The sequence below is a fragment of the Actinoplanes sp. CA-051413 genome, assembly GCF_050955795.1.
Classification (GTDB): domain Bacteria; phylum Actinomycetota; class Actinomycetes; order Mycobacteriales; family Micromonosporaceae; genus Actinoplanes.
The window spans coordinates 5,965,108-5,990,761 of sequence record NZ_CP192100.1 but is presented as its reverse complement, the minus strand read 5'-3'; the positions used below and the strand labels follow the sequence as shown (position 1 = coordinate 5,990,761).

At 71.1% G+C, this 25,654-nt stretch carries 25 protein-coding genes; 17 read left to right on the top strand and 8 right to left on the bottom strand.

The window, feature by feature from the left end; all coding sequences use genetic code 11:
* Positions 1-30: 30 nt before the first annotated feature.
* Positions 31-1,137 (bottom strand): hypothetical protein, encoded by a 1,107-nt coding sequence (locus ACQP2Y_RS28235; RefSeq protein WP_433718060.1) that lies wholly within the window; start codon positions 1,135-1,137, stop codon positions 31-33.
* A 311-nt stretch (positions 1,138-1,448) separates the two neighbouring features.
* On the opposite strand from ACQP2Y_RS28235, the gene ACQP2Y_RS28230 reads away from it, so the two are divergent.
* Positions 1,449-2,204 carry an AbfB domain-containing protein gene (locus tag ACQP2Y_RS28230; protein ID WP_433718059.1) on the top strand — a complete coding sequence of 252 codons (756 nt, stop codon included), beginning with the start codon at positions 1,449-1,451 and terminating at the stop codon, positions 2,202-2,204.
* 63 nt (positions 2,205-2,267) lie between these two features.
* On the opposite strand, the gene ACQP2Y_RS28225 is transcribed toward ACQP2Y_RS28230, so the two are convergent.
* Positions 2,268-3,281, bottom strand: coding sequence for a LacI family DNA-binding transcriptional regulator (locus ACQP2Y_RS28225; RefSeq protein WP_433718058.1), 1,014 nt, complete (start codon positions 3,279-3,281; stop codon positions 2,268-2,270).
* A 135-nt stretch (positions 3,282-3,416) separates the two neighbouring features.
* Between ACQP2Y_RS28225 and ACQP2Y_RS28220 the strand changes: the two genes are divergently transcribed.
* From ACQP2Y_RS28220 to ACQP2Y_RS28205, 4 genes are read left to right on the top strand one after another with little or no spacing between them, the layout of a single operon-like run.
* On the top strand, positions 3,417-5,399 hold the full coding sequence (locus ACQP2Y_RS28220) for a beta-galactosidase (RefSeq protein WP_433718057.1): 1,983 nt from the start codon (positions 3,417-3,419) through the stop codon (positions 5,397-5,399).
* Complete coding sequence (locus tag ACQP2Y_RS28215) at positions 5,396-6,325, top strand: carbohydrate ABC transporter permease (protein WP_433718056.1); 930 nt, start codon at positions 5,396-5,398, stop codon at positions 6,323-6,325. Before ACQP2Y_RS28220 ends, ACQP2Y_RS28215 begins: the two co-directional genes overlap by 4 nt.
* Positions 6,322-7,182 carry a carbohydrate ABC transporter permease gene (locus ACQP2Y_RS28210; protein WP_433718055.1) on the top strand — a complete coding sequence of 287 codons (861 nt, stop codon included), beginning with the start codon at positions 6,322-6,324 and terminating at the stop codon, positions 7,180-7,182. Before ACQP2Y_RS28215 ends, ACQP2Y_RS28210 begins: the two co-directional genes overlap by 4 nt.
* Before the next feature lie 35 nt (positions 7,183-7,217).
* The gene (locus ACQP2Y_RS28205; protein ID WP_433718054.1) at positions 7,218-8,549 is read left to right on the top strand and encodes an ABC transporter substrate-binding protein; all 1,332 of its coding nucleotides are present in this window, start codon (positions 7,218-7,220) and stop codon (positions 8,547-8,549) included.
* A 75-nt stretch (positions 8,550-8,624) separates the two neighbouring features.
* Here the strand turns inward: ACQP2Y_RS28205 and ACQP2Y_RS28200 are convergent, their stop codons facing one another.
* Both ACQP2Y_RS28200 and chvE read right to left on the bottom strand, forming a co-directional pair.
* Entirely contained in the window at positions 8,625-10,211 is a 1,587-nt protein-coding gene (locus ACQP2Y_RS28200) for a methyl-accepting chemotaxis protein (RefSeq protein ID WP_433718053.1), read from the bottom strand.
* A 29-nt stretch (positions 10,212-10,240) separates the two neighbouring features.
* The gene (gene chvE, locus ACQP2Y_RS28195) at positions 10,241-11,314 is read right to left on the bottom strand and encodes a multiple monosaccharide ABC transporter substrate-binding protein (RefSeq protein ID WP_433718052.1); all 1,074 of its coding nucleotides are present in this window, start codon (positions 11,312-11,314) and stop codon (positions 10,241-10,243) included.
* A gap of 155 nt (positions 11,315-11,469) precedes the next feature.
* Between chvE and ACQP2Y_RS28190 the strand changes: the two genes are divergently transcribed.
* From ACQP2Y_RS28190 to ACQP2Y_RS28170, 5 genes are all read left to right on the top strand, one after another.
* Positions 11,470-11,865: a YbaB/EbfC family nucleoid-associated protein gene (locus tag ACQP2Y_RS28190; RefSeq protein ID WP_433718051.1), complete on the top strand. Its 396-nt coding sequence runs from the start codon at positions 11,470-11,472 to the stop codon at positions 11,863-11,865.
* Complete coding sequence (locus tag ACQP2Y_RS28185; RefSeq protein WP_433718050.1) at positions 11,862-12,182, top strand: type VII secretion target; 321 nt, start codon at positions 11,862-11,864, stop codon at positions 12,180-12,182. The genes ACQP2Y_RS28190 and ACQP2Y_RS28185 overlap by 4 nt, the downstream gene beginning before the upstream one ends.
* Complete coding sequence (locus tag ACQP2Y_RS28180; RefSeq protein WP_433718049.1) at positions 12,179-13,084, top strand: WXG100 family type VII secretion target; 906 nt, start codon at positions 12,179-12,181, stop codon at positions 13,082-13,084. Before ACQP2Y_RS28185 ends, ACQP2Y_RS28180 begins: the two co-directional genes overlap by 4 nt.
* A gap of 77 nt (positions 13,085-13,161) precedes the next feature.
* Positions 13,162-13,569 (top strand): hypothetical protein, encoded by a 408-nt coding sequence (locus ACQP2Y_RS28175; RefSeq protein ID WP_433718048.1) that lies wholly within the window; start codon positions 13,162-13,164, stop codon positions 13,567-13,569.
* An 11-nt stretch (positions 13,570-13,580) separates the two neighbouring features.
* Complete coding sequence (locus tag ACQP2Y_RS28170) at positions 13,581-14,045, top strand: SitI3 family protein (protein WP_433718047.1); 465 nt, start codon at positions 13,581-13,583, stop codon at positions 14,043-14,045.
* On the opposite strand, the gene ACQP2Y_RS28165 is transcribed toward ACQP2Y_RS28170, so the two are convergent.
* Positions 14,035-14,934 (bottom strand): pyridoxamine 5'-phosphate oxidase family protein, encoded by a 900-nt coding sequence (locus tag ACQP2Y_RS28165; RefSeq protein ID WP_433718046.1) that lies wholly within the window; start codon positions 14,932-14,934, stop codon positions 14,035-14,037. The two genes, ACQP2Y_RS28170 and ACQP2Y_RS28165, sit on opposite strands and share 11 nt — an antisense overlap.
* Before the next feature lie 230 nt (positions 14,935-15,164).
* On the opposite strand from ACQP2Y_RS28165, the gene ACQP2Y_RS28160 reads away from it, so the two are divergent.
* The 3 genes from ACQP2Y_RS28160 (at position 15,165) to ACQP2Y_RS28150 (ending at position 18,114) form a co-directional block, all read left to right on the top strand.
* Complete coding sequence (locus ACQP2Y_RS28160) at positions 15,165-16,874, top strand: substrate-binding domain-containing protein (RefSeq protein ID WP_433718045.1); 1,710 nt, start codon at positions 15,165-15,167, stop codon at positions 16,872-16,874.
* Positions 16,875-16,981: 107 nt separating this feature from the next.
* A complete protein-coding gene (locus tag ACQP2Y_RS28155; RefSeq protein WP_433718044.1) occupies positions 16,982-17,770 on the top strand; it encodes a S1 family peptidase in 789 nt (262 codons plus the stop codon).
* A 131-nt stretch (positions 17,771-17,901) separates the two neighbouring features.
* The gene (locus tag ACQP2Y_RS28150; protein WP_433718043.1) at positions 17,902-18,114 is read left to right on the top strand and encodes a hypothetical protein; all 213 of its coding nucleotides are present in this window, start codon (positions 17,902-17,904) and stop codon (positions 18,112-18,114) included.
* Between the two features lie 9 nt (positions 18,115-18,123).
* On the opposite strand, the gene ACQP2Y_RS28145 is transcribed toward ACQP2Y_RS28150, so the two are convergent.
* Together ACQP2Y_RS28145 and ACQP2Y_RS28140 are read right to left on the bottom strand one after the other, a co-directional pair.
* Entirely contained in the window at positions 18,124-18,888 is a 765-nt protein-coding gene (locus ACQP2Y_RS28145; RefSeq protein ID WP_433718042.1) for a class I SAM-dependent methyltransferase, read from the bottom strand.
* Between the two features lie 14 nt (positions 18,889-18,902).
* The gene (locus ACQP2Y_RS28140) at positions 18,903-19,814 is read right to left on the bottom strand and encodes a DMT family transporter (protein ID WP_433718041.1); all 912 of its coding nucleotides are present in this window, start codon (positions 19,812-19,814) and stop codon (positions 18,903-18,905) included.
* Positions 19,815-19,897: 83 nt separating this feature from the next.
* Here ACQP2Y_RS28140 and ACQP2Y_RS28135 point away from each other — a divergent pair, with 83 nt between their 5' ends.
* The 4 genes from ACQP2Y_RS28135 (at position 19,898) to ACQP2Y_RS28120 (ending at position 24,216) form a co-directional block, all read left to right on the top strand.
* The gene (locus ACQP2Y_RS28135) at positions 19,898-20,794 is read left to right on the top strand and encodes a LysR family transcriptional regulator (RefSeq protein WP_433718040.1); all 897 of its coding nucleotides are present in this window, start codon (positions 19,898-19,900) and stop codon (positions 20,792-20,794) included.
* 104 nt (positions 20,795-20,898) lie between these two features.
* Positions 20,899-21,885: an arabinan endo-1,5-alpha-L-arabinosidase gene (locus ACQP2Y_RS28130; RefSeq protein ID WP_433718039.1), complete on the top strand. Its 987-nt coding sequence runs from the start codon at positions 20,899-20,901 to the stop codon at positions 21,883-21,885.
* 244 nt (positions 21,886-22,129) lie between these two features.
* Positions 22,130-23,134 carry a pectate lyase family protein gene (locus ACQP2Y_RS28125; protein ID WP_433718038.1) on the top strand — a complete coding sequence of 335 codons (1,005 nt, stop codon included), beginning with the start codon at positions 22,130-22,132 and terminating at the stop codon, positions 23,132-23,134.
* 71 nt (positions 23,135-23,205) lie between these two features.
* Positions 23,206-24,216: a pectinesterase family protein gene (locus tag ACQP2Y_RS28120; protein ID WP_433718037.1), complete on the top strand. Its 1,011-nt coding sequence runs from the start codon at positions 23,206-23,208 to the stop codon at positions 24,214-24,216.
* Positions 24,217-24,498: 282 nt separating this feature from the next.
* On the opposite strand, the gene ACQP2Y_RS28115 is transcribed toward ACQP2Y_RS28120, so the two are convergent.
* Positions 24,499-25,590, bottom strand: coding sequence for a lytic polysaccharide monooxygenase auxiliary activity family 9 protein (locus ACQP2Y_RS28115; RefSeq protein WP_433718036.1), 1,092 nt, complete (start codon positions 25,588-25,590; stop codon positions 24,499-24,501).
* Positions 25,591-25,654 lie beyond the last annotated feature (64 nt).

Sequence of the window (25,654 nt, the reverse complement as noted above, 5' to 3'; positions counted from 1 at the left end):
TCGGGCCCGGCCACCTCGGGTCCCGGCGGCTCAGCCGCGGCCCACCCGCAGCGTGCCGACCCCGGCCACGGCGTCCAGGTCGATCCGGTTCTTGCTGTCGGCCCAGTGCGGCGACAGGAACGAGGCACCCCGGGCGACCCCGTCGTCGGTGCGCCCGTCCAGCTTGACCTGACCGGCGCCGCCGCGGGCCCGTACCCGTACCGGTACGCCCTGGTCCGTGGAGACCTCGAAGCGGTTCACCCCGCCCGACAACCGGATCGGCAGCGTGCCGTCAGGCCGCGGCAGGGTCAGATCGATGCGCGCCGCGTCGCCGGCGAAGTCCACCGCGTCCACCTTGGCGTCGCCCAGGTCGAAGACCCCGGCCTTGATCCCGCCGGTGATCCGCATGCTCCACCGCACCTCGGCGTTGAGCAGCACGGTGACCGCCGCGTCGGGCCGCTTGGCCTTCTCGTCGAGGAACAGCCGCACGCCCTTGGTGTTGACCTGCGCGCGTGGCACCACGCTGCCGTCCTGCGGCGTGGTGATCCGGTACAGGTCACCGCCGATGTCCCCGGTCCGCAGGTCAATCACCGCGGTGTTGCTGACCAGCTCGAACGCGGCTTCGGCGCGGCCCCGCGCGGGTGCGGAGATCACGTTGGCCGGCGCCGGCGCCGAGGACGGCGGGTCGGTCTGCGGCTCGATGGTCTGCGGCTCGATGGGCTGCTGCGGTGCGGTCGCCGGCGGTGGTGGTGCCTCGGCATCGGGCTGCGGGGCCTGCGCGGCCGGGGGCGAATCCTTACCGACGAGGACGAACCCGGCGAAGCCGGCCCCGGCCACGAGTACGGCGGCCAGCGCGACGACCGCCAGCAGGGACCGCTTCGACCTGCGGGGCGGGGCGAACGTGAGGTGGTTGGTGCTGTCCGGGCGCCCGGTGCTGTCGCCTCCGCGGGTGCCTTCGCGGGTGCCTTCGCGGGTGCCGGAGCGCAGCAATGCGTCGACCGCCGCTTCCGTGGGTTCGTCGGTGTAGTGGTCGGCGAGCGGGCCGATGCGGTGCGGCGCGTCGGGCCAGTAGTCCGAGATCGATGGCAGCGTGGGCGGCGTCGGGTCGGCGGGACGCCGGTACGGGGCGTCCGGATCTGCCGGTGCGGGGTTGTCCACTGCGCGTTGCTCCCTCGAGGGCAAGCACCGCCGGCCGCGGGTTCGCCGCGGTCGTCGGCGCGTGGTGATTCCCTCGTGACTACGGATGGGAGTGCGGTTCGGATCGATCACTGACGGTGAACCGAGGATTGCCTCTTGCCACGGGCCGCTTTTGCCCCGAATATTGCTGCTGCACCGCCCGCGCGGCGTCCCGCAGTCTTGTGCCCACTGAACGGATCCGGATGTCGCCAGAGGACGGCCCACTCGCCGACGAGTGGGTACCACCGCCCCAGCACTTCGCCCCACCTCCGCGTACGTCGGCGAGCGTCCCGATGGCCGCCGTCACGGCTCCCGCACCGCACCGGGCCACCGCACCGGGCCGGATGCGTACGGTCGTGGTCGCCGCCGCCGTGATCACCCTGCTCGCCGCGGTCGGACTGGCCGTCACCTCCCGCGACGAGAAGCGTCCCGGACCACTCTTCGTGGCCCTGCCGACCGTGCCGCCGGTGACCGTCGAGCCGAGCGAGCCGTCGCCGGCTGCCTCACCGGAGGACCGTCCCGCACCACCGGCGACCAGCCGGGTCCGCGACGTGGTGCCGCCGCCGCGCACCCCGGCCGGCAGCCCGGTGCGTTCCACGTCAGCAGCGCCGGCCGTCGCCCTGCCGGTGGTCGGCCAGGAGCTCGGGCTGGAGCCGGTGGGGGAGCGCGGCCGGCGGGTCCGGCACCGCAACTTCGTGGCCCGGATCGACCCGGTCGGACCGGGCAGCCGCGAGCTGGACCGGGCCGACTCCCGCTTCACGGCGCGGGCGGGCCGCGGAGACGCCGCCTGCCTGTCGTTCGAGTCGTTCAACTATCCGGGCTATTTCCTGCGCTCGCGGGAGTCGGCTCTGCGGCTCGAACGGGCCGACGGCAGCCGCGGGTACGACGCCGACGCGACGTTCTGCGCGGTGCCGGCGGGGAACGGTGGGTTCGTGTTGCGCAGCCGCAGCGCCCCGGATCGCTACGTGACTGAAAGTGACGAGGTGTTGTCACTGAACCGGGTGACACCGGCCGCGGCTCAGGCTTTCGTCACGCGGCCGCCCCTCTGAGTCGCGCGGCCGGCCGGCGGCTCGGCGGCCGGCGTGGGGCGGCGCGCGGCGGCCCGCGGCGGGTCAGGCTGAGGCGCGCCAGACGATGGGGGTCGGGAGCAGCACATTGCCCGGCTCCTCGCCGCGCAGCTGCCGCAGCACCAGATCCGCCGCGTTCCGCCCGATCTCGCGCGCCGGCTGGTGCACCGTCGACAGTGGCGGCTGCGTGCGCAACGCCCACGAGCTGTCGTCGAAGCCGACCACCCCCATGTCCGCCGGCGCGCTGCGACCAGCGTCCCGCAGCACCTCCAGCGCCCCCGCCGCCAGCGCGTCCGAGGCCGCGAAGAGCCCGTCGATGCGGGGCTCGCGGGCCAGCAGCTCCCGCATGCCTTTCACCCCGGACGCGTAGTCGTACAGCGGCACCTCCGCGACCAGGCGCGGGTCGAAGCGGTCACCCAGCGCCGCCCGGAAGCCGGTCAGGCGGTCGGCGCCGGAGTCGCGGTCCAGCGCCGCCGCGATCATCGCGATGTGCCGGCGGCCGGTGGCGGCCAGCCGTTCGGTGATCGCGCGGGCCGAGCCGACGTTGTCGATGCCCACGTACGGGATGCTGCGGTGCAGGTCGGGCGGGTGGCCCACGAACGTCGCGGGCAGCCGGAGCTCCGCGATGACCCGGGTGATCGGGTCGTGGCTGCGGGCCGACACGATGATCGCCCCGTCGACGAAGCCGCCGCTGAGGTAGCGGGCCACCCGTTCGGTGTCGCGGGCCGAGTCGACGACCAGGTTGACCATCTGGTGGTCGGCGACCGAGAGGACCTCGTTGGCGCCCAGCATGATGGCGCCGATGTTGGGGTCGTCGAGCAGCAGCGAGTGCGGTTCCAGGGCCAGGAAGCCGACCGCCTGGGAGCGGCGCATCACCAGGTTGCGGGCGGCGGTGTTGGGCACGTAGCCGACCTCGGCGATCGCGGCCTCGATGGCGGCGCGGGCCTCGGCCGAGACGTAGCCGCCGTTCAGGACGCGGCTGACCGTGCCACGCGAGATCCCGGCCGCGGCGGCGACGTCGTGGACCGTGGCGCGTCTGGGCTTGCTCGGCGGGGCCACGTCAGCAGTGTAGGGCCGGCCTATTGACCTGGTCCGGAGGCCGTGCCTAGTGTGTGCACGTTCACACATCCGACACGGTCCCGTTTCCGCGGCGCAATGTGTGCACGTGCACACACGTGTTGGAAAGGAGACCCGATGGCGGGCATCAGCCTCGGGTGCGACTACAACTTCGAGCAGTGGCCGCCGGCGGTGTGGGCCGAGGACGTCGCGCTGATGCGTACGGCGGGCATCGACCTCGTGGCCGTCAACATCTTCGGCTGGGCCAGCATCGAGCCCCGGCCCGGCGAGTACGACTTCAGCACCCTCGACACCATCATCGCCCTGTTGCACGACAACGGGATCCGCATCAACCTCGGCACCGGTACCTCGTCACCGCCTCCCTGGCTCACCACCCGGCACCCGGAGATCCTGCCCGTGGCCGCCGACGGCACCACCCGCTCTCCCGGTGGCCGGCAGGCCTGGTGTCCCAGCTCGCCGGTGTTCCGCGAGCACGCCCTGGCCCTGGTCGAGCAGGTCGCCCGCCGGTACGGCGACCACCCGGCGATCGCCCTCTGGCACGTCTCCAACGAGCTGGGCTGCCACAACGCGCTCTGCTACGACGAGGCCAGCGCCGAGGCGTTCCGGGCCTGGCTGGTCCGCCGCTACGGCAGTATCGACGCGCTCAACCACGCCTGGGGCACCTCGTTCTGGAGCCAGCGCTACACCGGCTTCGCCGAGGTCCAGCCGCCGCGGCTCGCGCTCTCCCTGCGCAACCCGGGTCAGCTCGTGGACTTCCAGCGGTTCAGCTCCGACGCGCTGCTCGACCACTACCGGGCCGAGGCGGCCGTGCTGCGCCGGCACAGCAGCGCGCCGGTCACCACCAACTTCATGGTCACCGCGCACATCCGCGCGCTGGACTACTGGAGCTGGGCGCCGGAGATGGACGTCGTCGCCAACGACCACTACCTCGACCACCGTCTCGGCGACCCGGACGCGGAACTGTCCTTCGCAGCCGACCTCACCCGGGGGCTGGCCGGTGGGCGGCCCTGGATGCTCATGGAGCAGTCCACCGGCGCGGTCAACTGGCAGCCGTACAACCTGGCCAAGGTGCCCGGGCAGATGCTGCGCAACTCGCTGACCCACGTCGCGCGCGGCGCCGACTCGGTCTGCTTCTTCCAGTGGCGGGCCTCGGCCCAGGGTGCGGAGAAGTTCCACTCGGCGCTGGTGCCGCACGCCGGCACCGACACGGCCGGCTGGCGCGAGGTGCTCGAGCTGTCCACGACGCTGGACGCGCTCGCCGAGGTGGCCGGCACGACAGTGCGGGCCGAGGTGGCGATCCTGTTCAGCTGGGAGTCGTGGTGGGCCACCGACACCGAGGCCCGGCCGTCGCAGGACGTGCGGTACCTCGACCAGGTGCACGCGGCCTACCGGGCGGTGCGCCGGCTCGGCGTGACCGCCGACGTGGTCGCTCCCGGTACGGACCTCAGCCGGTACCGCCTGGTGATCGTGCCCTGCCTGCACATGGTCTCGGACGAGGACGCCGCCGCGATCAACACGTACGTGGCCGATGGTGGGCACGCGGTGGTGACGTTCTACAGCGGCATCGTCGACCTCGCCGACCGGGTCCGGCCCGGCGGCTACCCGGGCGCGTTCCGCGAGATGCTCGGCGTCGTCGCCGAGGAGTTCTTCCCGCTGCTGCCCGGCCACCAGGTCACCCTCACCGGGGGAGCGACCGCCACGCTCTGGACCGAGCACCTGCGGGCCACCACCGCCGAGATCGTCGACCGCTACGCCGACGGCCCGCTGCCGGGCGTCCCGGCGGTCACCCGCAACAGCCACGGCCAGGGCACTTCCTGGTACGTGGCCACCGCGCTGGACGACGACGGCCTGCGGGATCTCCTGCGCGCCGCCGTCCGTGGGGCCGGGGTCCGGGCCACCGGTCCGGAGAGCGACGGCTCCGTCGAGGTGGTCCGCCGCACCGGCGGCGACCGCAGTTACGTCTTCGTCATCAACCACGGCCGGCAGGACATCGAGCACCCCGTCACCGGACGCGACCTGGTCACCGGGGAGGCCGTACCCGGGTTGCTCAAGGTCGGTGCCGGTGCCGTCCGTGTCGTCAGAGAGGAACCGCTCGGATGACCGTGACCGAAAGCCGGATCGCCGGGGCTGCTCCGCCCGCGGCCGGGCTCCCGCGCCCGCGCCGTTCCCGGCACACCCGGGCAGTGTTGTTCTTCGTGGTGCCCTTCGGGGTGCTGTTCGTCCTCTTCTACCTGGTGCCCATCGGGTACGCGATCGTGCAGTCGCTCTACAAGCTGGAGCGCACCGGCACCTTCGGCCCGGCCCGCGAGGTCTTCGGCGGGCTCGTGCAGTACGAGCGGGTCTTCGCCGACGGCCCGTTCTGGGCGTCGGTCGGCCGGGTGCTGCTGTTCGGTGCCGTCCAGGTGCCGGTGATGCTGGGCCTGGCGCTGCTGCTGGCCCTGCTGCTCGACTCCGGGCTGGTCAAGGGCCGGCGCTTCTTCCGGCTCGCGTTCTTCGTGCCGTACGCGGTGCCCGGGGTGGTCGCCGCGATCATGTGGGGTTACCTGTACTCGCCGAACCTGTCGCCGTTCACCGCGCTCACCCGCAACGTCGACTTCCTCAGCGCCGATCTCGTGCTGTGGGCCATGGCCAACGTCGTGACCTGGGTCTATGTCGGCTACAACATGCTGATCATCTACTCGTCGCTGCTGTCGATCCCCACCGAGATCTACGAGGCGGCCCGCATCGACGGGGCGGGGCAGTTCCGGATCGCCTGGTCGGTGAAGATCCCGCTGGTGCTGCCGGCGATCGTGCTGACCACCGTCTTCTCGATCATCGGTACGTTGCAGCTGATCGCCGAGCCGCAGGTCTTCCGCAGCTTCAGCTCGGCGGTGTCGAGCACCTACACGCCGAACCTGACCGTCTACTCCACCTCGTCGATCCCGAACTTCAACCTGGCGGCGGCGTTCTCCGTGGTGCTGGCGCTGGCCACGTTCGTCCTGTCCTTCACCTTCCTCAAGGCCACCCAGCGCCGGAGCGAGCGGTGAGCGCCCCCGGTCTGAAGGTGCGCGAGAGCCTGCTCTCCCGGACCGCGGCGATGATCATCATGGGGGTCTGCACCGTCTACTTCCTGGTGCCGATCTGGTGGCTGTTCGTGGGCTCCTCGAAGAGCCGGGAGCAGATCACCGGCACCAACCCGATCTGGTTCGCCGACTTCAACCTCGGCGCCAACATCCGCGAACTGCTCGCCTACGGCGACGGGGTGTTCCTGCGCTGGATGGTCAACAGCCTGCTCTACACCGGCGGGGCCGCGCTGCTGGGCACTCTGCTCGCCGCGATGTGCGGCTACGCCATCGCCAAGTACCGCTTCCCCGGCCGCGAGACGCTGTTCAACGTCGTCCTGGGCGGCGTACTCGTCCCGGCCAGTGCCCTGGCCCTGCCGCTCTTCCTGATCTTCAGCAAGGTCGAGGCGACGAACACCTTCTGGTCGGTGTTCCTGCCCAGCGTGGTCAACCCGTTCGGGGTCTATCTGGCCCGGATCTACGCGACCGCCAGTGTGCCCGAGGAACTGCTCGAGGCCGCCCGGCTCGACGGCTCGGGCGAGGTGCGCAGCTTCTTCACCGTGTCGGTCCGGCTGATGTTCCCGGCCCTGGTGACGATCTTCCTCTTCCAGTTCGTGGCCGTCTGGAACAACTTCCTGCTGCCGCTGGTGATGCTCAGCGACGAACGGCTCTTCCCGGTGACGCTCGGCCTCTACTCCTGGAACAGCCAGGTGAGCACCATCCCGGAACTGCGCGGCCTGGTGATCGTCGGCGCGCTGCTCTCGATCACGCCCCTGGTGGTCGCCTTCCTCTTCCTCCAACGCTACTGGCGCAGCGGTATCGGCGCCGGAGCAGTCAAGTGATCCGCCTCAATCCCGCCCATCACAAAGGAAATGCTATGCGCGCATCCCTCCGGTCGGCCGGCGTGCTGCTGACCTCCGCCTTGCTGCTGGCCGCCTGCTCATCCGGTGGCGGTGACGACTCCGGTACGGACACCACGGCGGCGTCGTGCCAGCCGTCGTCGGGCCCGGTCACCCTCACCTACACCTCGTGGATCCCGAACCTCGAGGAGGTCGTCAAGGTCTGGAACGCCAAGAACCCGAACATCCAGGTGCAGGTGCAGACCGGCCCGAACGGCAACGGCGGCACGTACCAGAACTTCTTCAACCAGCTCAAGGCCGGCAACGCCCCCGACCTCGGACACATCGAGTACGACGCGCTGCCCAGCTTCCGGGTCCAGGACGGCCTGGCCGACCTCGGCGGCTGCGACATCGTGGCCAAGGCCAAGGACCAGTTCGTGGACTGGACCTGGAACCAGGTGACCTTCGGCGAGCAGGGCAAGGTGTTCGGCATCCCGCAGGACGCCGGCCCGATGGCCCTGTTCTACCGCGCGGACCTGTTCGACAAGGCCGGCATCGCCCCGCCGACCACGTGGGACGAGTACGCCGCGGCCGCCGAGAAGGTCAAGGCCGCCGGTGGCTACATCACCAACTTCTCGCAGAGCGACATCAACCAGTTCGCCGGGCTCGCCTGGCAGGCCGGCGGCCGCTGGTTCGCCAACGACGGCAACCAGTGGACGGTCTCGCTGGACGACCCGAACACCAAGAAGGTCGCCGACTACTGGCAGGGCCTGATCGACAAGAAGCTGGTCTCGGCCGTGCCGCCGTGGACCCCGGAATGGGACAACGCCTACAACACCGACAAGGCCTGGACCTGGGTCTCCGCGGTCTGGGGAGCCAACTCCATCGCCACCGGCGCGCCGAAGACGGCGGGCAAGTGGAAGGTCGCCCCGATGCCGCAGTGGGCCGCCGGGGACAAGAAGGCCGGCAACTGGGGCGGCTCGTCCACCGCGGTCTTCAAGGGTTCCAAGCACCCGTACGAGGCGGCGCAGTTCGCGCTGTGGCTGAACACCTCCGAGGAGGCGCTGACGCTGCTCAACGAGAAGGCGCAGCTGTACCCGGCCACCAAGGCGGGCGCCTCGCTTCCGGCCCTCAAGCAGGGCGTCAAGTTCTACGGCGACCAGGCGATCTACGACGTCTTCGCCGAGGCCTCCGGCCAGGTCACCCCGGACTTCACCTGGGGACCGACGATGACCGCCACCTACGCCAACGCCTCCGACGGGTTCAAGGCCGCCGTCTCCGGCAAGGGCACCCTGAACGACGCGCTCACCGCCGCGCAGGCGTCCACGATCCAGACGCTCAAGTCGCAGGCGATCCCGGTCAAGGAGTGACCTGACGATCATCCGGCTGCGGGCCGCGGGCACCAGCTTCGTGCTGGACGCCCGGGGCCCGCAGGCGGCTGCCGGTCAGTACTTGAAGTGGCTGACCAGGGACTGCAGGTGGTGGGCCATGCCGCTGAGCTCGACGACCGCCTGCCGGGACTGCCCGATGCCCTCGGTGCTGACCTGGGTGGCGTCGGCCAGGCCGGTGATGTTCGTGGCGATGTCACCCGCTCCGGCGGCCGCGGCCGCGACACTGCGGCTCATCTCCTCGGTGGTCGCGGTCTGCTCCTCGACCGCGCTGGCGATCGTGGCCTGGTAGTCGTTGATCTCCGCGATGACCGAGCTGATCTCGCCGATCGCGGTCACCGCGCCGGTGGTGTCCGTCTGGATGGCCTGGACCCGGCGAGAGATGTCCTCGGTCGCCCGGGCGGTCTCCTGGGCGAGGTCCTTGACCTCGGAGGCGACCACGGCGAAGCCCTTGCCCATCTCGCCGGCCCGGGCGGCCTCGATGGTGGCGTTCAGCGCGAGCAGGTTGGTCTGCCCGGCGATGGCGGTGATCACCTTGATGACGTTGCCGATCTCGGCCGAGGACTCGCCGAGCTTGCCGACCTGGGCGGTGGTCGCCTCCGCAACGGCGACGGCCTTGCTGGCGACCTCGGCCGCGGCGGTGGCGTTCTGCGCGATCTCGCGGATCGACTGGCCCATCTCCTGGGTGCCCTTGGCCACGCTCGACACGTTCTCGGAGACGCCGGCCGCGGCCCGGGACACCGTGTGCGCCTGGCCGGCCGACAGCTCGGCCGAGTTGGCGATGGTGGTGGAGGTCGCGGACATCTCCTCGGCGGCCGCGGCGACCGAGTCGGCGGAACCGGCGACCGACGAGACCACCCGGCGCATGTTGGCCTGCGCCTGGTCCAGGGCCTGGGCCATCTGCCCGACCTCGTCCTTGCCGGTGACGCCCGCGCCGACGGTGAGGTCGCCGTCGGCCATCGCCCGCAGCGCGGTCCGAACCCGCTGCAACGGCTGGGTGATCGACTGCACCACCACGTACGCGAGCAGGCAGACGACCAGGGCGGCCAGCGCCACGGCGATCCACAGGATGCGCTCGGCCCGTTCGCGGCTCGCGGCGGCGGACCGCTGCGAACGCTCGACGGTGTCGAGGAACAGCGCGCGCTCGTTGGCCAGCACGGCGCTGATCAGGTAGTTGTCGACCCCGATCTGCTCCCAGGAGAGGCGGGCGGCGCCCTGGTCGACCCCGGCGCCGGCCACGAAGCGGGTCAGCGTGGCGGTGTAGTCGGCGGCGACCGTCTTGATGCGTTCCACGGCGGCGGCCAGCCCACCCGGCAGCGACACCGCCTCCAGCTTGGTCACCAGCGCGTTCGTGGCGTCGACCTGCTCCTTGAGCAGGGCGGCCTGGGCCTTGGCGTCGGCCCGGATGACCGACTGCAACCCGTTGACCTTGAGCTCGCTGGCCGCCCGGTCGAGCTGCAGCACCAGGGCGCTGGCCGAGGTCAGCGTCTCCAGCCGGTCGGCGGTTCTTTCGGCGTTGCGGTTGTTGACCACCGTCACCACCAGGCAGCCGGCCAGGGCCACCAGGCTCGCGGCGACCAGCACGGTCAGCTTGACCCGGACGGAAAGATCCAGGAACCACCGGGTGGCGCGAACGCTGGTCATCGACGACTCTCCTCGCGGGTGCTGCGGCATCAGGCGGTGACCTCGGCGGCGGTGTAGTAGCCGCTGTCGACCAGGACGCGCCGGTAGTTGGACTTGTCGACGTTGACCGGCTGCAGCAGGAAGGTGGGGATCACCTTGACCCCGTTGTTGTACTGCTCGGTGTCGTTGATCTCCGGGCGCCCGCCGGTCAGCAGCGAGTTCGTCATCTGCACGGTCACCTTGGCCAGCTCCCGGGTGTCCTTGTAGACGGTCTCGGTCTGCTTTCCGGCGGCGATCAGCTTCACGGAGTCGAGCTCGGCGTCCTGCCCGGTGATGACGGGCACCTTCTTCCCGCCGCCGTAGCCCGCGGCCCCGAGCGCGTCGAGAATGCCCCGGCTGAGCCCGTCGTACGGCGAGAGGACGGCGTCGACCCGCGCGGACCGGTAGTGCGCGGCGAGCAGCCGGGCCATCCGCTGCTTGGCGACCGCACCGTCCCAGCGCAGCGTGGCAGCCTTGGCGAAAGCGGTCTCGCCGCTGCGCACGACCAGCCGGCCGGAGTCGATCTGCGGTCGCAGCACACTCATGGCGCCGTTGAAGAAGAAGGTGGCGTTGTTGTCGTCGGCGGAGCCGGCGAACAGCTCGACGTTGAACGGCCCCTTGCCCTTGAGCCCGTCGAGGATCGCGGTGCCCTGCAACACCCCGACCTTGAAGTTGTCGAAGGTCGCGTAGTAGCTCAGGTCGGCGCTGTCCCGGATCAGCCGGTCATAGGCGATCACCGGGATCTTCGCGGCCGCGGCCCGCCCCAGCACATCCTTGAGCGCGGTGCCGTCGATGGCGGCGATCACCAAGGCCTTGTCACCCCGCGCGACCATCGCCTCCAGCTGGGTGACCTGGGCCTTGACGTCGTCGTCGGCGTACTGCACGTCGGGCCGGTAACCGAGCAGCGTGAACTGGCGGGCGAGGTTGTCCCCGTCGGCGATCCACCGCTCACTCTTCTTGGTCGGCATGGCGATACCGACAACGCCCCGGTCCGGCGCGGCGGCGATGTCGTCGCCGTCGTCCCCACCGCACCCGGAAACCGCCAGCACCAGCAGCACGGCGACGAGCGCCCGTCTCCCCAGCATCAACCGGCCCTCTCGGTGCGACAAAACTTCGTCCGACGCGAAACACGAGAAGCCTATGCCCGGCAATCCCCCGATAAGTGGCATTTCAGGGATACGCCCACGTGGCACCGGATCGCTACCGTGACCCATCGACACAGGTCGACACGGGGGTGGCCATGAACGCCGAGGCGTGGGACAACGATCCCATCCTGGAACCGGGTGCCGCACTGGACCGGCTGGCAGCCTGGAAGGACCGGATCGACCAGCTGGCCACCGACACCAGGGCGATGAGCGTGCAGCTCGACCGGCTCCGGGTCACCTCCACCGACGAGAGCGGGACGGTGGAGGTGACCGTCGACGCCCAGGGCGCTCTGGTGGACCTGCGGCTGAGCCGGGGGATCCGGCAGCTGGAGCCGGAACGGGTCGCCGACGCGATCATGACCACGATCCGGGCGGCCAAGGGCCGGATCGCCGGCCGGGCCCAGGAGATAGTCGCGGAAACCATCGGCACGGAATCGCCGGCCGCCCGGGCGATCGCCGCCCAGATCGGCGAACGGCTGAGCACGCCGTGACCGACGAGCTCACCGTCGACGCGGCCCAGCTCCGCCGGCACATCGCCCACCTCGAAGCGGTGCGCGCCCGGTTCGACGCGGTCAGATCCGCCGGCGCCGCCATCGGCCAGGACGGCGCGGCGTACGGGCTGCTCTGCGGCTGGCTGCCACCCGTGCTGGAGGGGCGCCACCAGCGGCAGGACGGCCTGGTCGCGTACGTGGCGGAAAACCTCGCACTGGCCGCCGACGCGCTCGCCGAGATCGCCGCGGCCTACGAGGACACCGACGCGGGCGCCGCCGAGACGGTCCGCAAGGCCGGCGAACGGCTGGGACGATGAGCGACGACTCGCTGGTCGCCGACGTCGCCTCGACCCGTCAGCCGTGGACCGGGATGTCGCTGGCGGAGAACTTCGAAGGCCTGGTCGCCGCGATCCAGAGCGAAAGCTGGGTCGACGATCTGCTCGCCGGAGCGGCCTTCGGGACCGAGGTGGTGGCCACCGCGATCGACCCGTTCAGCGCGCTGCTCGCCAACGGCCTGGGCTGGGCGATGGAGTACTTCGAGCCGTTGCAGCACATGCTCGACCAGCTCGCCGGCATGCCGGACGTGGTCGCCGCGCACGCCGCCACCTGGAACAACATCGCCGCCGAGCTGAGCGACACGGCGGAGGAGCTCAGCTCGTACCTCAAGAGCGATCTGCCCGACTGGAACGGCCGGGCCGCCACGGCGTACGCGGGCATGATGGGCCACAACGTGGCCGCCGTCGGCGGACTGAGCGCGGTGGCCGCCGCGATGGCGGCGGCGACCGCAGCAGCGGGCAACCTGGTCCGCTTCACCCGCGACATCGTCCGGGACCTGATCGCGGACCTGGTCGCCCGGGTCATCGTGTGGGCGGCCGAAGCGATCTTCGTGGTGACCATCCCGGTGATCGCCGCCCAGATCACCCGCCGCGGTGGTCAAATGGGCCGGCCGGATCCTGAGCTACACAACGGCATTGGTGACCAGCCTGACCAATCTGACCCGCCTGGTGCAGGGGTAGGCGGCACGGCGTGGCGCGCGGGGGAAGGGGCGGGGACGGCGGTGACGGTTCGCCGCCCGGTGGTCGGCCGGGGCGTCCGCATGGGGGCGGGAACGAGAGCATCGCCGCGGCCCAGGAGACGGTCTCGGCGGAAGCGCAGCTTGGTCGCCCGAGCGGCGGCGCCGGTCGTGGCCCGGGATCGGGAGCCGGGCCGGGCGATCTGATCACCTCGCCGTCCGGCAGCCCGGGTGGCACCCCGCAGGGAGAGCCGACCCGGATCCGTCCGCACGAGGACGACGAAGTGCGCCGTTCCTTGGAGCGGGAGAACTCGGGCGCGGCAATCCTGGCCGATCGGGGGCACCGCGTTGAGCAGAATCCCACTGCCGACGAGGTGGCCCGGGCGCGACAGGAGACCGGCGACTCGGGCCGGCCCACGTCGAAACCCGACTACCTGATCGAGGGCCGCGTCTTCGACTGCTACTCGCCGTCGCAGCACAAGGGCGTGCGCGGAATCTGGAGCCAGGTCGAGACGAAGATCAAGGATGAGCAGACACAGCGCGTGGTGGTGAACCTGGAAGACTGGCGGGGCAACGTCGCCGACCTCCGGCGGCAGTTCCAGGCCTGGCCGATCGAGCACCTCAAAGAGGTCAAGGTCATCACGCCCGAGGGAGACATTGTCCAGATCACCCCGAACCCGGAAGACGGCTGAGAGCGTGACACATGGCGACTGAATACCGGCTGACCCTGGCCGGGTCCACGCTCCCGGTGCTGATCGCGGAGCGGGCGCTGCCCGAGCAGGACGAGCGGCCGACCGGAACGCCGCAGTTGCTAGCGGCGGACCTCTCGGAGCGGTACGGGTTCGAGGTCACCGTCCGGGCCGGGCAGAACGGCTACTTCGACGCCGAGACGGACACCGGCATGTGGGAGTGGGAGCCGGCCGCGTACGTCGCGGTGACGTTCCGCCTGGACAAGGACGCAGAGCCCGACCGCGCGGTGGGCGCCATGATGCTGATCGTCCGGCGGCTGCTGCAGACCGGCCCGGAGGACGCGGCCTTGGTCCTGAACGGCAACTGGCTGCTGATGTCCCGCTTCGGCGGCGTGCTGGTCAAGCACCGCCGCGACAAGTGGTGGAAGACCTACGCGGCGGCCGACGATCTGATCGAGGAGCGCGGATCTAACGCTTAGCGGCCAGCTTCCGATACTCCGCCCACGGGATGACCGGCCGCGCCAATCCACGCCGGTCCAGGTAGCGCTTTGTCGCGGCCCGGCAGTTCTGCACCGTCCGCACCATGTCCCGGGGCCCGCGCCCGACCGGCTCGATCACCCTCTCCGGGGCCAGCACCCACCCCACCCCGGTACGCGCCAGCCGCCCCCGCACCACAGCGTTGTGCAGCCCAGCCAGCTTCTCGTCGTGCCGGTGCACCAGCAGGCTCGCCGGCCCCGCCGCCACCCCCGCGTCCTCGTCCAGCGCCACCCCGTACCCGTCCGCCGTGCTCGTGACAGTGGTTCGGCGCAGCACCGGCGCCCCCGCGCTGTCCGTCGCGGCGAGCACCGCAGTGCCGTACCCCGTCAGCGCGTGAGCCCCCAGCAGCGGACCGTCGGTGATGCCCGGCCCGGGCGCCGGCCGGGGTGCTGTCGTGATCTCCGTCGGTGTCACCGTGATCAGCAGCCGCATGAAGTACCAGTCGGTGAACCGGCGGGCCGCCACGTTCAGATAGGCGCGCGCTCCCGGTTGCCGTTCGAACAGCGACTTCCACAGCCGGCCCAGTTCGCCTTCCGGGACCGTGTGGATCTTTTCCGGACAGGTTGCCGTGCCGCGGACGAGGATCTGCGGCGGGTCCGGCAGGCCGCTGCCGGTCGGGTCCGAGAACAGCAGCGCCACCCGGCCGTCGCGGCGTACGTTCAGTGCCTTCTGCGGGAAGGCCAGTGACGTGGTCACCAGCAGGGTGCCGTCGTCGCCGCGCAGGATGGCGGTGGGCCAGGCGATCGGGGTGCCGTCGGGGGTCAGGGTCGCGAACTCGGCCGTCCGGTACGCGTCGACGGTGCGGGCCAGGGCGTGGTCGCTGCGCAACATGGCGGTGATCGTACTGATCGTGTCCACTCGTCCCCTTGCTTTCTCGAACGCCCTTCTAAAAGCCACATATGCCGCGCGTCCCGCGTTTTCCGGACCGCCTTGCCCCCTTAAACGGATTGTCTCGGCCATATCCGTGCCATCCAGGCCTAGCGGCAGAAGGTGTTCTTGTCGATGATGGCTACGTGACAGGCCGCCATCGACGACGTTTGCGACTCCGCGCGGGTACAGCCGTGCTCACCATCCTGGCTGTGGTGGCTGTGGTGGCCGGCGCGCGGATCGCCGTGGGCCAGTTCGGGGGCGGGGAGTGCAGCGGTCAGGTGCGGTTGTCCGTGTCCGCCGCGCCGGAGATCGCCGCCGCTGTGCAGCAGTCCGCGGCGAGCTGGGTCGCCGGTAAGGCCGACGTCGAGGGGACCTGCGCGGTCGTCGACGTCCGCGCCGCGGATCCGGCCGATGTCGCCGCCGTGCTCGGCGCGCAGCAGAAGGTCTCGCTCACCGGCGCCGGGGCGCCGCGGGCCGGAGTTACTCCGCCGGACGTCTGGATCGCCGACTCGCGCACCTGGTTGCAGCGGCTGCGCGCGGCCGCGCCGCGGTTCGCCTTCACCGAGGAGGGCTCGCTCGCGATGAGCCCGGTCGTCATGGCGATGCCGGAGCCGGTGGCCAAGGACCTCGGCTGGCCGGACAAGAAGCTCAGCTACGCCGACCTGGTCGCGCAGATCACCACCAGCACCAACTTCCGGGCCGGCACGGTCGACCCGTCCCGTGACGCCGCCGCGCTGTCCGGCCTGCTCGTGCTGAGCAGCACCGCGTCGACGCTGGACCAGCGCCGGCCGGGCACCTCCAACGGCCTGCTCCGCGCGCTGGCGACCGACACCTCGGTGCTGCGCGACGACCTGATGGCCCAGCTGCCCCAGGGCGACGACGAGGGCTCGCTGGCCGGCGGGCTGGGGCTGGCCGCCATGTCGGAGAGTGACGTCGTCACGTACAACGCGGGTAAGCCGCCGGTCGACCTCACCGCGCTGTATCTCGACCCGGCGGCGGCGCCGCTGGACTATCCGTTCACGGTCCTGCCGGAGCTGGGTCAGTCCCAGGCCGAGGCCGCGCACCAGCTTTACGAGACCCTGAGCAAGAGCTCCGGCTTCCGCGACGCCCTCGCCGTGGCGGGCCTGCGCCTGCCGGACGGCAGCACCCCGGGTGGTTTCGTCAGCCCGGACGGCGCGCCCAAGCGGATCGGCCCGTCCCCGGCGGCCGGCAGCGGTGAGGCCGCGGCGTCGACCACGGACGGCGCGACCATCGACCGGGCGCTGGCCGGCTGGTCGGCCGTGGTGGCGCCGGCCCGGATACTGGCCATCGTCGACGCCTCGGACAGCATGCGTACCCCGGTGCCCACCGCCCGCAACGCCAGCCGGATGCAGGTGACCCTGGCGGCCGCCCGCAGCGGCCTGGGTCTGTTCAGCGACGACTGGCAGGTCGGGCTCTGGCTGTTCGCCGCCGGCGCGGGCCCCGGCAACCACCGTGAGCTCGAGCCGATCGGGCCGCTGACCGACAACCGTGACGACGTCACCGCGGCGCTGAGCGGCATCAAGCCCGCCGGTGGCGACGCCGGGCTCTACCGCACGATCCTCGACGGCTACCGCGAGGTGCAGAAGGGCTGGCAGGCCGGCCGGGTCAACTCGGTGCTGGTGATGACCGACGGCGCCGACGCGGGACAGAAGGCCGGCGACATCAAGCTGGAGCAGCTGCTCACCCAGCTGGACGGGGCGAAGAGCGCGGACAAGCCGGTCCAGGTCATCGTGGTCGGGGTCGGCGACGCGGTGGACGAGGCGCCGCTGGAGCGGATCACCCAGGTGACCGGCGGCGGGGTCTTCGTCGCCGAGGACCCGGCCCAGATCGGCGCCGTCTTCCTCCAGGCCCTCTCCCTGCGCACCGCCTCCACCCGCTGAGTCGACATTGCACGGACGCACCGGCGGGCCCGGTGCGGACGGGCGCTGTCGGACATCCGTACGCGTGCGGGGTTCACCCGGCGCGAGCCGGCCGCTAGGTTGGCCGGATGCGACGGACGAGATCGATCTTTGTCGGTGCCCTGCTCGCTCCCGTGGCCGTGCTGAGCCTGGTGCTGAGCACCGGTGGCGCCGCGACCGCGATCGCCAACGGCGAGCCCGTGCCGGACGGCAAGTACCGGTTCTCGGTCAAGCTGACCATGACCGGCATCCCCACGGCGAGCGGCGGACGTCGCAACAGCGCCTGCTCCGGCGCCCTCATCGCGCCGCAGTGGGTGATCACCGCCGGGCACTGCTTCCGGGACGCCAACAACGTGCGGGTCAACTACCCGGTCGCCGACCTGACCATCGCGACGGTGGGCCGCACGGATCTGACCGGCACCGGCGGCCATGAGCTCAAGGTCGTCGCGGTGATCCAGTCACCGACCGCGGACGTCTCGCTGGCCCGGCTGGAGCAGCCGGTCCGCGACGTGCGGCCGCTGCGCATCGGGCACCGGGCCCCGGAGATCGGCGCCGTCGTCCGGGTCACCGGCTACGGCTCCACCACGAGCGTGAGCCCGGCGCCGGTGACCCGGCTCCGGACCGGGCAGATGACCGTGGTCTCGCTGAGCGATTCCGTGACCGGCCTGCAGGGGTACGCCCCCCAGCCCGACACCACGCCGTGCCCGTACGACTCCGGGGCCCCTTTCTTCCTGGAGCGCGGCAAGGCCCGCCCGGTGCTGGTGTCGGTGGTCAGCAACGGCCCGAGCTGCCCGCACACCGCGGTGGAGAACAGCGCCCGCACCGACAACATCGCCGGCTGGATCCGCGAGAGCATCCGCTCGGGTGGCGCCTCCTGACGACGTCCCGCGCGGCGGGGGTGGATCGGGCGCCGGTGCCGCGGGGTTCTGCGATACCGTTTGGCGGTCGGCCGCCGCGTCGCCCGGGTCGGTGCCGATCCACGCGGCCGCCGTCAGCTCAGGGAGTCACGATGTCCGAGTCGAGTGCCGGTTCAGAAGCCACCACCGGGGAGCCCGCCGAGCAGGAGCCCGAGGTGGAGGTCTTCGCCAACCGGGCCGAGCGCCGGGCCAAGGGCAAGAAGGGCTCCGGCGGCGGGGGCGAGGTCTTCAGCAAGGGTCAGCAGCCGGTCGGCCGCGGCTCGGTGCAGAGCCCCCGCCAGTACGGCACCCGCCGCAGCGGCTGATCCGCGCCGTCACGCCACGGCGGTGACCGTGGCGTCCGCACCACCGCGCCACAGCAGTCCAGCCTCGGTGAAGCCCGCCGTCCGCAGCGCCGTGAGGTGCCAGCCGGCCGGCGGGGTCCACTCCGAACTGCCGTGCGCGGTGGGATAGATCTTCTCCCGTTCGGCGTGCAGCGGCGCCAGCCGTGGGTCGGCTGCCACGCGCGTCCACCAGTCCCGCCAGGACAGCGCCGCACCGGTCGCATAGCGGGCCTCGCGGCGGCTGTCCGCCCTGGTGAGCAGCTGCTTCGTCAGCTCCGGCAGCCCTTCGTCGGGCATGTGGTCGGCGTTGGCGAAGATGCCACCGGCGCGCAGCACGTCGTGGACCTCGGCGTAGAGCACGGTGAGCCGGTCCGGCGCGAGCCAGTGCAGCGCCGTCGCGGTGAGCACAGCGTCGTAGTGCCGGTGCGGCAGCGCCTCGGTCCAGGACGGCTGATTGAGGTCCGCGGCGATGATCTGGGCCCGGCCGTCGAGGGATGCCTCGGCCAGGGCCAGCAGCACGGGGTCCTGATCCACCACGGTGACCCGCGCCTGCGGGAAGCGCGCGAGGGTGCGCAGCGCGATCGTGCCCGTGCCGCCGGCCAGGTCGAGCACCTCGGGCCGGCCGTGCGGGGCCACCGCCTCGACGGCGTCGAGCATCGCCGTGATCCGGTGTTCCCGGTCCGGCAGGTACGCCTCCTGCTGCCGGTCCCAGCTCTCCTGCCACGCGTCCGCCACCTCGGCGAGGTAATGAGTCATGCCCGTCACGCTACTTACCGACGGGCCCTCGGTCCAGACTTGTTGCCAAGAATGTGCAACAGTGCTGACGGGGGCAGCCGGGTCACAGCGACCCCGGCCAGGCACAGCGCGCCGCCGAGGAACGCCAGCGGGGCCGGCACCTCGCCGAGGAACAGCCAGGACAGCAGCACCGCGATGCCCGGGACCAGGTACGACGACGAGCTCAGCCCGCCCGCGCTCATCCGGTTGAGCGCGTACGCCCAGGTCGCGAAGGCGATCGCGGTGGGGAACAGGCCGAGGTAGACGACGCCGAGCGTGGCGCTGCGTGGCGCGTCTCCGAGCTGGACGAGCAGGTCTCCGGCGAACGGCAGGCAGGCCACGGTGCCGGCCAGGCAGCCGAGCCAGGTCGCGGTGAACGGGTCCACATCGTGCAGGGCCTGCTTCTGCAGCAGGACTCCGACGGCGTACAGGGCGGCGGCGCCGAGGGCCAGTAGGACGCCGATCGCATCGTGCCGCCCGGTCGACGTGGCGACGGCGATCGTGACGACGCCCGAGAAGGCGATCACCAGGCCGGTGACCAGGCCGCGGGGGAAGCCCTCCTTGAGGTAGACGCCGGCCAGCACGGCGATCAGGATCGGGCCGACGTTGACCACCAGGGCCGTCGTGCCGGCGTCGAGGTGGTGTTCCGCCGCGTTCAGCACCACCGCGTACAGGCCGAACCACAGCACGCCGTACCCGATGACCAGCAGCAGCGGACGGCCGCGGGGGAGGCGCCGGGGCCGCATCGCGGCGACCAGGCTCAGCGCCGCGGAGCCGGCGGCGAGCCGGCCCAGCGCCATCGCGCCCGGGGTGTAGTGACCGCCGACGGAACGGATGACGATGAAGGCCGAGGCCCACAGGATCATCGTGACGGCGGTGGCGAGCAGGGGCAGGCTGGGAGTGCGCATCACCCCAATCTGGCCGGGCCACCCGATTAAGCACAAGCAAGTGTTCCTACCGCACCGTTAAGCCCTGCTGTACGGTGACCATCATGCTGGACCTGCACCGACTGCGCATCTTCCGGGCCGTGGTGGCGAGCGGCTCGGTCAACGCCGCCGCGGCCAATCTCGGCTACACCCCGTCGGCGGTGAGTCAGCACGTCACCGCCCTGCAGCGGGAGACCGGCCTGGTCCTGCTGGCCCGCAGCGGCCGGGGGATCGAGCCCACCTCGGTCGGGCTCGCGCTGGCCGAGCAGATCGACGGGGCGCTGAGCCGGCTCGGCGACGTCGAGGCCTTCGTGGCCGATCTGCGCGACGGGCGCACCGGCTCGCTGTCCATGGCCTACTTCCCGTCGGTCGGGGCCGCGTGGCTGCCCGCCGTCGCCCGTACGCTGCTGCGGCGCTTCCCGGACATCCGGCTCGATCTGGAACTGCGCGACGACTTCACCGCCGGTGCCGCCAAGCGCGTCGACATCCAGCTGCTGGTGGCGCCGCCGGACTTCGCGGGCAGCCGGGACACCCGCGTGCATCACCTGCTGGACGACCCGTACGTGGTGGTCGTGCCGCCGGGGCACCCACTGGCCGGCGCCGGGGCGGTGGAGCTGGCCCGGCTGGCCGGGGAGCGCTGGATCGACAACGACTTCGCCCGGGGCTGGTGCCGGGAGAACCTCATCGACGCCTGCCGGTCGGCCGGTTTCAACCCGCCGTTCCGGGTGGAGGCGCACGACTATCCGACCGCCCTGGCCTTCGTCGCGGCCGGCATCGGCGTCACGGTGCTGCCGCGGCTGGGCGCCGCGAACCTGCCGGCCGGCCTGGTCGCGGTGCCGGTCACCGCGCCGGCGGTACGGCGCTCGATCCACGCCGTGGTGCAGACGTCGGTCGAGTCGACCCCGCCGGCGCAGTGCGTGCTCGAGGAGTTGCGCCGCTGCGCCCGTTCGGCGACGGACTGACCTCATCTGCCGGAAACCACCGGGACACCTTGACGACGCGGTTTGTTACCGTTCACACTGCGGCACGGCATCGACCGATGTCATTGTCTGCTCAGGGAGGTCCCATGCCCGAGATCCGCACGCGCCGCACCGGGCGGCGCGGCCTGCTGGTGGGTGTGCTCACCGGCGCTCTGCTGGCGCTGACGGGTGTCGCCACCGCGGAAGCGGCCGACTATCCGAACCCGGGCGTCGTGACCGGCGACATCGGGGTGCACGACCCGTCGATCGTCAAGACGCCCGCGGGTGGTTATCTCGCCGCGTACACCGGGGACAACATCCAGCTCAAGACCTCTTCGGACCGGACCGCCTTCCGCAACGCGGGCGCCGTCTTCCCGAACGGGGCGAGCTGGACGACCGCGTACACCGGGGGCAGCCGCAATCTCTGGGCGCCCGACATCTCGTACCGCAACGGCCGGTACCACCTGTACTACTCGGCCTCCACCTTCGGCTCGAACCGGTCGGCGATCTTCCTGGCCACCAGCACCACCGGGGCGTCCGGGTCGTGGACGAACCAGGGCCTGGTGATCGAGTCGAACAGCGGCAACGACTACAACGCGATCGACCCCAACCTCACGGTGGACACCCAGGGCCGGTGGTGGCTGAGCTTCGGCTCGTTCTGGTCCGGGATCAAGCAGGTCGCCCTGAACGCCTCGACGGGCAAGCGGTCGGACAGCACGATCCGGTCCCTCGCCGGTCGCGGTGGCGGTGCGATCGAGGCGCCGACCCTGGTGCGGCACGGCTCGTACTACTACCTCTGGGTGTCGTTCGACTACTGCTGCCGGGGCGCGTCCAGCACGTACCGGATCATGGTCGGCCGGTCCGCCAGCGTCACCGGGCCCTTCGTGGACCGCAACGGCACCGCCATGACCGCCGGCGGCGGCACCCAGATGCTGGCCTCGCACGGCAGCATCCACGGACCGGGCCACCAGGCCGTCTTCACCGACACCGACAGTGACGTGCTGGTCTATCACTACTACGCGGACAACGGCGCGTCCCGGCTCGGCATCAACCTGATCGGGTACGACTCGGCGGGCTGGCCGTACGTGTACTGAGCCGAATGTCTGCAAACAACCTGCAAACGCCTATGCCTTCACATTGACGTCCGTCTGTGTTGTTGTGGTATAGGTAAGCGCTTGCTTCGGGCAAAGCGGGCGCGGGAGCCAGCAACAGCTGCAGCAGCGTGACGCCCCGGCGATCCGGCCGGCGGCCGCTCGTGTCGTTCCGGACGGCACCTCATCCGTTCCTCACCCGCCGCGATCCATCGCGCGGCACCTCACCGAGCGTCAAGGAGAAACCATGCGCAGCAACGTGCGCCAGCTCGTGCTCGGCTCAACCGCCGGCGCAGCCGCTCTCGCCCTCGTCACCGCCGGAATCACTATGACCGGCGCCGCCTCCGCCGCGGAGACCACCGCGGCCGCCGCCCCGCCGAGCACCCTGGCCGCCATCACCGACCTGGTCGGCTGGGCCACCCAGAACGGCGGGACCACCGGCGGTGGCAGCGCCGCGACCACCACGGTGACCAGCGCCTCGGCGCTGACCACGGCCGTCGGCTCCAGCTCGGCCGCGGTCATCCGCGTCTCCGGGACCATCTCCTGCTCCGGCATGCTGCGGGTGCGGTCCAACAAGACCATCATCGGCAACGCCGGCGCCACCATCGCGGGCTGCGGCCTCAACATCAACGGCGATCGCAACGTGATCATCCGCAACATCACGTTCCGGGACTGGAACGACGACGCGATCAACGTGCAGACCTCGGCCACCAACATCTGGGTCGACCACAACACCTTCACCAACGGCTACGACGGCGCGGTCGACATCAAGCGCGGCTCCGACTTCGTCACGGTGTCCTGGAACCGGGTCTACAACCACAACAAGTCGATGCTGCTGGGCCACAGCGACGATAACGCCTCGCAGGACACCGGCCACCTGCGGGTGACCTACCACCACAACTGGTTCGACGCTTCGACCCAGCGGCACCCGCGGGTGCGCTTCGGCAACCCGGTGCACGTCTACAACAACTACTACCGCAACAACAGCGGCTACGGCGTGGCCTCGACCGAGGGTGCCGGCGTGCTGGTCGAGAACAACTCGTTCGAGGGTGTCTCGGACCCGTTCCACCTCGGTGAGGGCGACTCCGGTCCGGGCACGCTGGTCGCCCGGGGCAACCTGCTCGTCTCCTCGGGCTCCGGCCAGACCGGCGGCAGCGTCAAGGCCATCCCGTACGGCTACACGGCCGACGCCGCCAGCAGTGTGAAGTCCATCGTGACCGGCAACGCCGGCGCGGGTCGCATCTCGCTCTGACCCGGTGCGTGCCCGGCCTCCCGCTCCCGGGGGGCCGGGCACTCCGGTGTCCGATCCCCACAGGAGCTCTCATGATCCCTCGCAAGCTGCTCGCGACCGGTCTGGCCGGGCTGGCCACACTGGCCGGCACCCTGGCCGGCGTCACGAGTGCGCAGGCCGCTCTCGCGATCACCGTGGCGGCCGACGGCTCCGGCACGGTGCGCACGGTGCAGGCCGCCGTCGACCTGGTCCCGGCCGGCAACTCCAGCACCGCCACGATCACCATCAAGAAGGGCACCTACGCCGGCCGGGTAGTGGTGCCGTCGAACAAGCCCAACATCGTCTTCACCGGCGCCACGGGCGTCGCCACCGATGTCGTCATCACGGCGAGCCGGCCGCAGAACACCGACGGGACCGAGGGCAGCGCCACGGTGCTGCTCGGGGCCAAGGACATCGAGATGCGCCACCTGACGGTCCGCAACGACTACAACGAGAGCGCCAACGGTGCCTCACAGGCGCTCGCGCTCTACGTCAAGGCCGACCGGGCGAAGTTCCGCAACCTGCGGCTGATCGGTGATCAGGACACCCTGCTGGTGCACGGCGCGGTACGGGCGTACTTCTACAAGAGCTATGTCGAGGGTGACGTCGATTTCATCTACGGCAGCGGCACTTCGGTCTTCGACAACTGCGAGATCTTCTCGTCGACGCGCAATCAGTCGAACAACGGCTATGTGACCGCCTCGGCGACGCCGGGTGCGCGTACCTACGGCATATTGATCGTCAATTCCCGGCTGACGAGTGACGCGGCCGCCGGCACGGTGTATCTCGGCCGGCCCTGGCACCCCGGCGGTGACACCTCGGCCGATCCGCAGGTGCTGATCCGGAATTCGTCGCTGGGCGCGCACATCCGTACGGCCCAGCCGTGGACCGACATGAGCGGCTTCTCGTGGCGGGACGCGCGGCTGTCGGAGTACCGCAACACCGGCGCCGGCGCGACGGTGAACAGCAACCGGCCGCAGCTCAGTGACGCGGCCGCGGCGAACTACACGGCCCAGAAGTACCTGGCCGGAACCGACGGGTGGAACCCGGTGGTCACCGGCTGAGGACTGCGGCCGGACAAGCACGAGGGCCCGCGGCGGAAGGGACGCCGGCGCGGGCCCTCGTTGTGCGGAAAATAAGCAGGACAACGCGAAACGGGGGATGAGGAGGGCGCCTCATCCCCCGTCCAGTTTCGCTTTCGGACGGTTCATGTTCGGTGCGGGAGCCGGGCCAGTGAATGGTCTTGCCGGGTCACCTCCAGGGGGACGGGAGGATGTGGTTGGGAGCGCTCCCATCGATAACTGTAACTGTCATCCCGGTCGGGTGGAAGAACCTTAAGGAATTGCTCAGACTGTGGCGCGACAGGTTGCCGTGGGGACGGCACTGGACCCCGAGGCGATGAATCCGAACGTCGTACTCGCGCCGGCCGCCAATGCGCCGTTGTATCCGGCATTCGTGGCGGTCACCGTGCTGCCACTGGCCGAGACGGTGGCATTCCAACCCTGCTGGATCGTCTGGGCGCCGGGGTACGCCAGCGTGACGGTCCAGCCCTTGACGGCCGCGGTGCCGGCGGTCACCTTGACCTCGCCCTGGTAGCCGCCCTGCCACGAGGAACTCACGGCGTACGTGGCCGAGCAGGCACCGGTCGCCGGCGGGGCCGGGGTGGTGGGCGCCGCCGTGGCCGACGGGGAGACGGGCGGGGTGCTGGCCGGCGGGGTGGTCGGCGGGGTGGTCGGAGGCGGTGTGCTGGTGCCGCCGAAGGCCACGTCACTGCAGAAGTAGTACGACTGGTCCGCGTGGCTCGCCTGCCAGATGGTGTAGACCATGGCCCGCCCGGAGCGCCCGGACAGCGCCACCGGCAGGTCGATCTGCACGCCGCCGGTGACCGAGTTCCACCGGGCGGCCGGGGTGTTGCCGATCTGGCTGACCAGCTCCAGGTCGGACCATTTCAGGGCGGTGGTGACCGGGTTGAAACCGGGCTTGGTGACGTACACCCGGATGTAGTCGGCGCCGTGGCTGGCCCCGTCGAACAGCCGTACGTTGAAGTTGTTGCCGACCGAGGTGGGCGTCCAGTCACCGACGACGTCCAGCGAGTTGTAGCGGCCGCCCTGGGTGCGCCCGCCGCTGCACAGCTGACCGTCGGGGATGGCGGCCTGGTGGTTGCCGGCGACACCCTCGCGGAAGAGGCCGTTCCAGTTCCACATGGTGTTCGGGTCGGCCTGCCAGGCCTGCCAGCACATCGGGTCGGCGGTGGCCATGGCCGGGTCCTGGAACTTGCTGCCCCAGCGTTCGTAGCAGCCGTAGTTGCGGGACGCCGGCCCGGTGACGTTGCCGTGCGCGGCGGCGGGCCCGGCCGGGAGGACGACCGCGGCCAGGGTGGCCACGACGATCCCGACGAGACCGCTGATCAGGATGCGGATTCGTAGCGAAGAGGACATGAGGGCTCAGCACTCCGTGAGAAAAGGGCCCGGGGAAAAGGGCATGGGTCTTCAGGGGTACGGC